Source organism: Cellulosimicrobium sp. I38E (assembly GCF_001647255.1).
GTDB classification, from domain to species: domain Bacteria; phylum Actinomycetota; class Actinomycetes; order Actinomycetales; family Cellulomonadaceae; genus Cellulosimicrobium; species Cellulosimicrobium cellulans_E.
Window position 1 is genome coordinate 1 of record NZ_LUAZ01000091.1, and the last position, 4,725, is coordinate 4,725.

General features: G+C 73.2%; 6 protein-coding genes. 4 read left to right on the top strand and 2 right to left on the bottom strand.

Annotated features, from left to right (window positions below; all coding sequences use genetic code 11):
* Positions 1-222 (top strand): PspA/IM30 family protein (locus A0J59_RS21910; RefSeq protein ID WP_369799804.1); only part of this gene is annotated, 222 nt, incomplete at its 5' end.
* Positions 223-441: 219 nt separating this feature from the next.
* Complete coding sequence (locus tag A0J59_RS20305; RefSeq protein WP_064317276.1) at positions 442-1,245, top strand: PspA/IM30 family protein; 804 nt, start codon at positions 442-444, stop codon at positions 1,243-1,245.
* Positions 1,246-1,252: 7 nt separating this feature from the next.
* Here the strand turns inward: A0J59_RS20305 and A0J59_RS20310 are convergent, their stop codons facing one another.
* Positions 1,253-1,861, bottom strand: a complete 609-nt coding sequence (locus A0J59_RS20310; protein ID WP_064317277.1) for a type 1 glutamine amidotransferase — start codon at positions 1,859-1,861, stop codon at positions 1,253-1,255.
* 92 nt (positions 1,862-1,953) lie between these two features.
* Here A0J59_RS20310 and A0J59_RS20315 point away from each other — a divergent pair, with 92 nt between their 5' ends.
* On the top strand, positions 1,954-2,553 hold the full coding sequence (locus A0J59_RS20315; RefSeq protein ID WP_047232412.1) for an NYN domain-containing protein: 600 nt from the start codon (positions 1,954-1,956) through the stop codon (positions 2,551-2,553).
* 21 nt (positions 2,554-2,574) lie between these two features.
* Here the strand turns inward: A0J59_RS20315 and A0J59_RS20320 are convergent, their stop codons facing one another.
* Positions 2,575-3,804 (bottom strand): winged helix DNA-binding domain-containing protein, encoded by a 1,230-nt coding sequence (locus tag A0J59_RS20320; protein WP_064317278.1) that lies wholly within the window; start codon positions 3,802-3,804, stop codon positions 2,575-2,577.
* A 115-nt stretch (positions 3,805-3,919) separates the two neighbouring features.
* On the opposite strand from A0J59_RS20320, the gene A0J59_RS20325 reads away from it, so the two are divergent.
* Positions 3,920-4,657: a response regulator transcription factor gene (locus A0J59_RS20325; RefSeq protein ID WP_047232411.1), complete on the top strand. Its 738-nt coding sequence runs from the start codon at positions 3,920-3,922 to the stop codon at positions 4,655-4,657.
* The last annotated feature ends 68 nt before the right edge of the window (positions 4,658-4,725 follow it).

Sequence of the window (4,725 nt, forward strand, 5' to 3'; positions counted from 1 at the left end):
CGCGAGGAGGCGCAGGCGATCGGCCAGGCCGAGGTCGCGGCGTCGAGCATCGACTCCCAGTTCGCCGAGCTCGAGACGTCCGGCGAGGCCGTCGAGATCGAGGCGCGCCTCGCCGCCCTCAAGCAGGGCTCGTCCCCGGCTCCGCAGGTGTCGCCCACCCAGGTCACGCCCGCGATCGGGTCCGGAACCACCACCCAGAACGCTCCGACCTCCGACTGGTGAGCCTCGGTCAGGCCGGGACGCTCCGCCCGACGGTCGCGCGGACCTCGGCGGCGAAGGCCTCGGCGAGTCGGCGGCCGGTCCTCGGGCGGTCGCTCGGGCCGCGGCGGCCGCTTCTGACGAGGACCCGGAGCACCCGCGACCAGACCAGCACGGACGGACGGACGAGACCAGCACGCAGCACCCGACCAGTACGAGACGGCTCACCAGAGAGGGACGACCATGGCGGAGAAGCAGAGCATCTTCGGACGGATCGCGCAGCTCGCCCGCGCGAACATCAACGCACTCCTGGACAACGCGGAGGACCCGCAGAAGATGCTGGACCAGCTCGTGCGCGACTACACGAACAACATCGCCGACGCCGAGCAGGCCGTCGCGCAGACCATCGGCAACCTGCGCCTCGCGGAGCAGGACTACAACGAGGACGTCGCCGCCGTGCAGGAGTGGGGACAGAAGGCCGTCGCCGCGTCCGCGCAGGCCGACCGCTACCGGCAGCAGGGCGACACCGCCAACGCCGACAAGTTCGACAACCTCGCCAAGATCGCGCTCGGCAAGCAGATCTCCGCCGAGGGCGAGGTCCGCCAGGCCGAGCCGCTCATCGCGTCGCAGCGCGAGTCGGTCGAGAAGCTCAAGTCAGGCCTCGCGATGATGAAGGACAAGCTCGGCGAGCTGAGGTCCAAGCGCGACTCGCTCGTCGCCCGGCAGAAGAGCGCCCAGGCGCAGCAGACCGTCCAGGGCGCGATCAGCTCCATCAACGTGCTCGACCCGACGAGCGAGATCTCGCGCTACGAGGAGATCGTGCGGCGCGAGGAGGCGCAGGCGATCGGCCAGGCCGAGGTCGCGGCGTCGAGCATCGACTCCCAGTTCGCCGAGCTCGAGACGTCCGGCGAGGCCGTCGAGATCGAGGCGCGCCTCGCCGCCCTCAAGCAGGGCTCGTCCCCGGCTCCGCAGGTGTCGCCCACCCAGGTCACGCCCGCGATCGGGTCCGGAACCACCACCCAGAACGCTCCGACCTCCGACTGGTGAGCCTCGGTCAGGCCGGGACGCTCCGCCCGACGGTCGCGCGGACCTCGGCGGCGAAGGCCTCGGCGAGTCGGCGGCCGTGGTACGGGTACATGTTGGACGACCCGAGCCAGACGGCGCCGGAGGGAAGGTCGACGACGGCGTCGGCGTGCATGCTCGTCACGTACCGCACCGGCGCGTCGCCCGCGGCGAGCGCGGAGAGCACGGGGTCCGTCTCGGCGTCGGCGCGCCAGAAGACGCGGGTCGCGCCGGCCTCGCGCCCCGGAGGCGCGGAGACCTGGACGTGCCCACCGCCGGCGACGGCGAGGAGCTGGGCCCCGAGGCAGATGCCGAGCGTCGGGACGCCGGTCGTCGCGGCGGCGAGCAGGGTCTCGCGCAGCGCGGGCAGCCAGGGGGCGCGCTCGTCGTCGTGCGCGGACATGTGCCCGCCGAGGACGACGAGGCCGTCGCCGACCTCGTCCGCCGTGGGAATCGCGTCGCCGTCGTACGGGCGCACGACCCGCAGGTCGGCGGCGAGCTGGTCGGCGTAGGCGTCGAGCGCGACGTCCGGGGAGTTCTGGACGACCGTGATCCGGACGGTTCCGGTTGCGGCCGTGGCGTCGGTGTCGTACGTGGTCACGAGGTCCGACGGTACCCACTCCGGGGTACCCCGACGCAAACACCCACGTCGTGGACATGGCAGGCGACCGTCGCGCGGATAGGCTGACCAGCATGTCCGACCTCCAGACTTCCGACGGCCGAGCACCGACGACGCCGCGCCGCACCTACCTCGTCGTCGACGGCGAGAACATCGACGCGACGCTCGGCATGAACGTCCTCGGGCACCGTCCCGCGCCGGAGGAGCGGCCACGGTGGGACCGGATCGTGGAGTTCGCACGCCAGGCCTGGGGCCAGGACGTCACGCCGCTGTTCTTCCTCAACGCGTCGTCGGGCCAGATGCCGATGTCGTTCGTGCAGGCGCTGCTCGCGATGGGCTACCGGCCGATCCCGCTCGCCGGGTCGAGCAGCGAGAAGGTCGTGGACATCGGTATCCAGCGCATGCTGGACGCGATCGTCGACCAGCCGGGCGACGTGCTCCTCGCGAGCCACGACGGCGACTTCCTGCCGCAGGTCGAGACGCTGCTCGACGACCCCGACCGCCGCGTGGGCGTCCTCGCCTTCCGCGAGTTCGTCAACGTGCGGCTCACCGAGCTCACCGGGCGCGGGCTGGAGGTCTTCGACCTCGAGGACCACGCCGGCGCGTTCACGACCGTGCTGCCGCGCGTGCGCATCATCCCGCTCGACGAGTTCGACCCGCTGCGCTACCTCTGACCGACCTGCTGGGCTCCACCGTCAGGCGTGGAGCTCGCGGTACAGGGGCGTGGGGAACGAGGCCGTCACGCCGTCGCCTCCGAGGAGCGCCGCGATGCGCTCGGCCTCCGCGGCGACGGTGCGCTCGGCGTCCGACCCCACGTCCTCGAGCAGCCGGAACGCGGGCTCCCCGCCCGGGCGCACGGCCCAGGCGCCGACGATCCGGCCCTCCCACCAGACGGTCGCGCCGGCGTTGCCGATCGTGTCGAAGATCGCGGCCTTGTGCGGGCCGAGGTACCAGTCACGTGCGGCCCAGCCCATCGTCGTCGGGTCGAGCGACGGCAGGAGCGCGACGTGCCCCGCGAGCGGGACCTCGTCGGGCGGGGGCACGTCGGTCCCGTGCAGCATCACGCCGGCCTGCGGGGCCGGGTCCTCCGGCGTGCCGGTCTCGACCTCGACCTCGGCGACGTCGAGCGCCGCGAGCGCGGCGCGCGTGTCCCGCTGGTTCCAGCCCGTCCACCACGTCAGGTCCTTGACCGTCGCCGGCCCGAACACTTCGAGCCAGGACCTGGCGAGCGCCGCGCGCGCGGCCGCCTCCTCCATCGCGGGGATGCCACCCGGGAACCAGTCCTCGACGGGCGACCAGACGTGCCGGTTGGACGACCACGACCCGCGCGGCTCGCCCCGCACGACCGCGCCCTCCGCGGAGAGCAGCGACATGAGCTGGGACGTCATGGTGCGGCGCACGTCCCACGTCTTGGCGGTGGTGGGCAGGAACGCGGTGCGCAGGAGCGGCGCGGCCTTCGACAGGCTCGCGCCGTCCATCGGCCCGTGCTCCGCGAGCGCGGCGTGGACCTGGGCCTCGACGGCGGCGAGGAAGGTCGCCGCGTCGTCGACGGGCGGGTCCGTGGGCAGCGTCGCGAGCTCCTTGAGCAGCCGGGCGCGCAGCCGCCGGGCCACCGCGAGCGCCGCGGCCGCGTGCACGACGGGCACCGTCTCGCGCCGCACGACGAACATCGTGCGCCGCATGGCGAGCACCTTGACCAGGGTGCGACGCCGGAACACGGCGTCCCGGACGTCGTCGAGCACGAGGCCGGGGACCCGCGCGAGGACGGAGAGGTAGACGCTCGGGGCGTCGGTGGCGTGCAGGGCGAGAAGCCGGTCGACGACGTCCTCGGGGGTGCGGGCCGCCGGGCGTCCGGGCAGGTCCGTCGCGAGCGCGAGCTGTTGCGCGACGAGCCGCCGTCGCCTCTGGTCCACCGTGATCCGCACGCCCGCCATCCTGCCCGACGCCGCCCACGCGCACCGCGCGGAGGCCCCGCACGAGCGGGCCGCGGGTGGAGCCCGTTCCCAGGCGACTCCCAGACCGCGGGAGGACACTGGGGGCATGAGCACCACGCCTGAGGCACGCCTCGTCGTCGTCGACGACGAGCCGAACATCCGCGAGCTGCTGGCCACGTCCCTGCGCTTCGCCGGGTTCGAGGTCCACGCCGCCGCGGACGGGCAGAGCGCCCTGCGGCTCGTGCGCGACGTCGAGCCCGACCTCGTCGTGCTCGACGTCATGCTGCCGGACATGGACGGGTTCACCGTCACGCGCCGTCTGCGCGAGAAGGGGCAGCACACGCCCGTCGTCTTCCTCACCGCGAAGGACGACACGCGCGACAAGATCACCGGTCTCACCGTGGGCGGCGACGACTACGTGACGAAGCCGTTCAGCCTGGAGGAGGTCGTCGCCCGCATCCGCGCGGTGCTGCGCCGCACGCACGCCGAGCCCGTCGAGGACGCGGTGCTGCGCTTCGCCGACCTCGAGATGGACGAGGACTCGCACGAGGTCCGTCGCGCGGGCGTCGACGTCGACCTCTCCCCCACGGAGTTCAAGCTCCTGCGGTACCTCATGCTCAACGCGGGCCGCGTGCTGTCGAAGGCGCAGATCCTCGACCACGTGTGGCAGTACGACTGGGGCGGCGACGCGAACATCGTCGAGTCCTACATCTCCTACCTGCGCCGCAAGATCGACAACCTCACGGTGCCCGGTCCCGACGGCGAGCCCGTCGCGCTCCCGCCGCTCATCCACACCAAGCGGGGCGTGGGCTACCTGCTGCGCCAGCCGCCGACGACGTCATGACGTCCGGCCCCGACCGCACGACGACGGGGTCCCGACCGGTCCCACCGCCCCCTCCCCCGCCTCCCGGG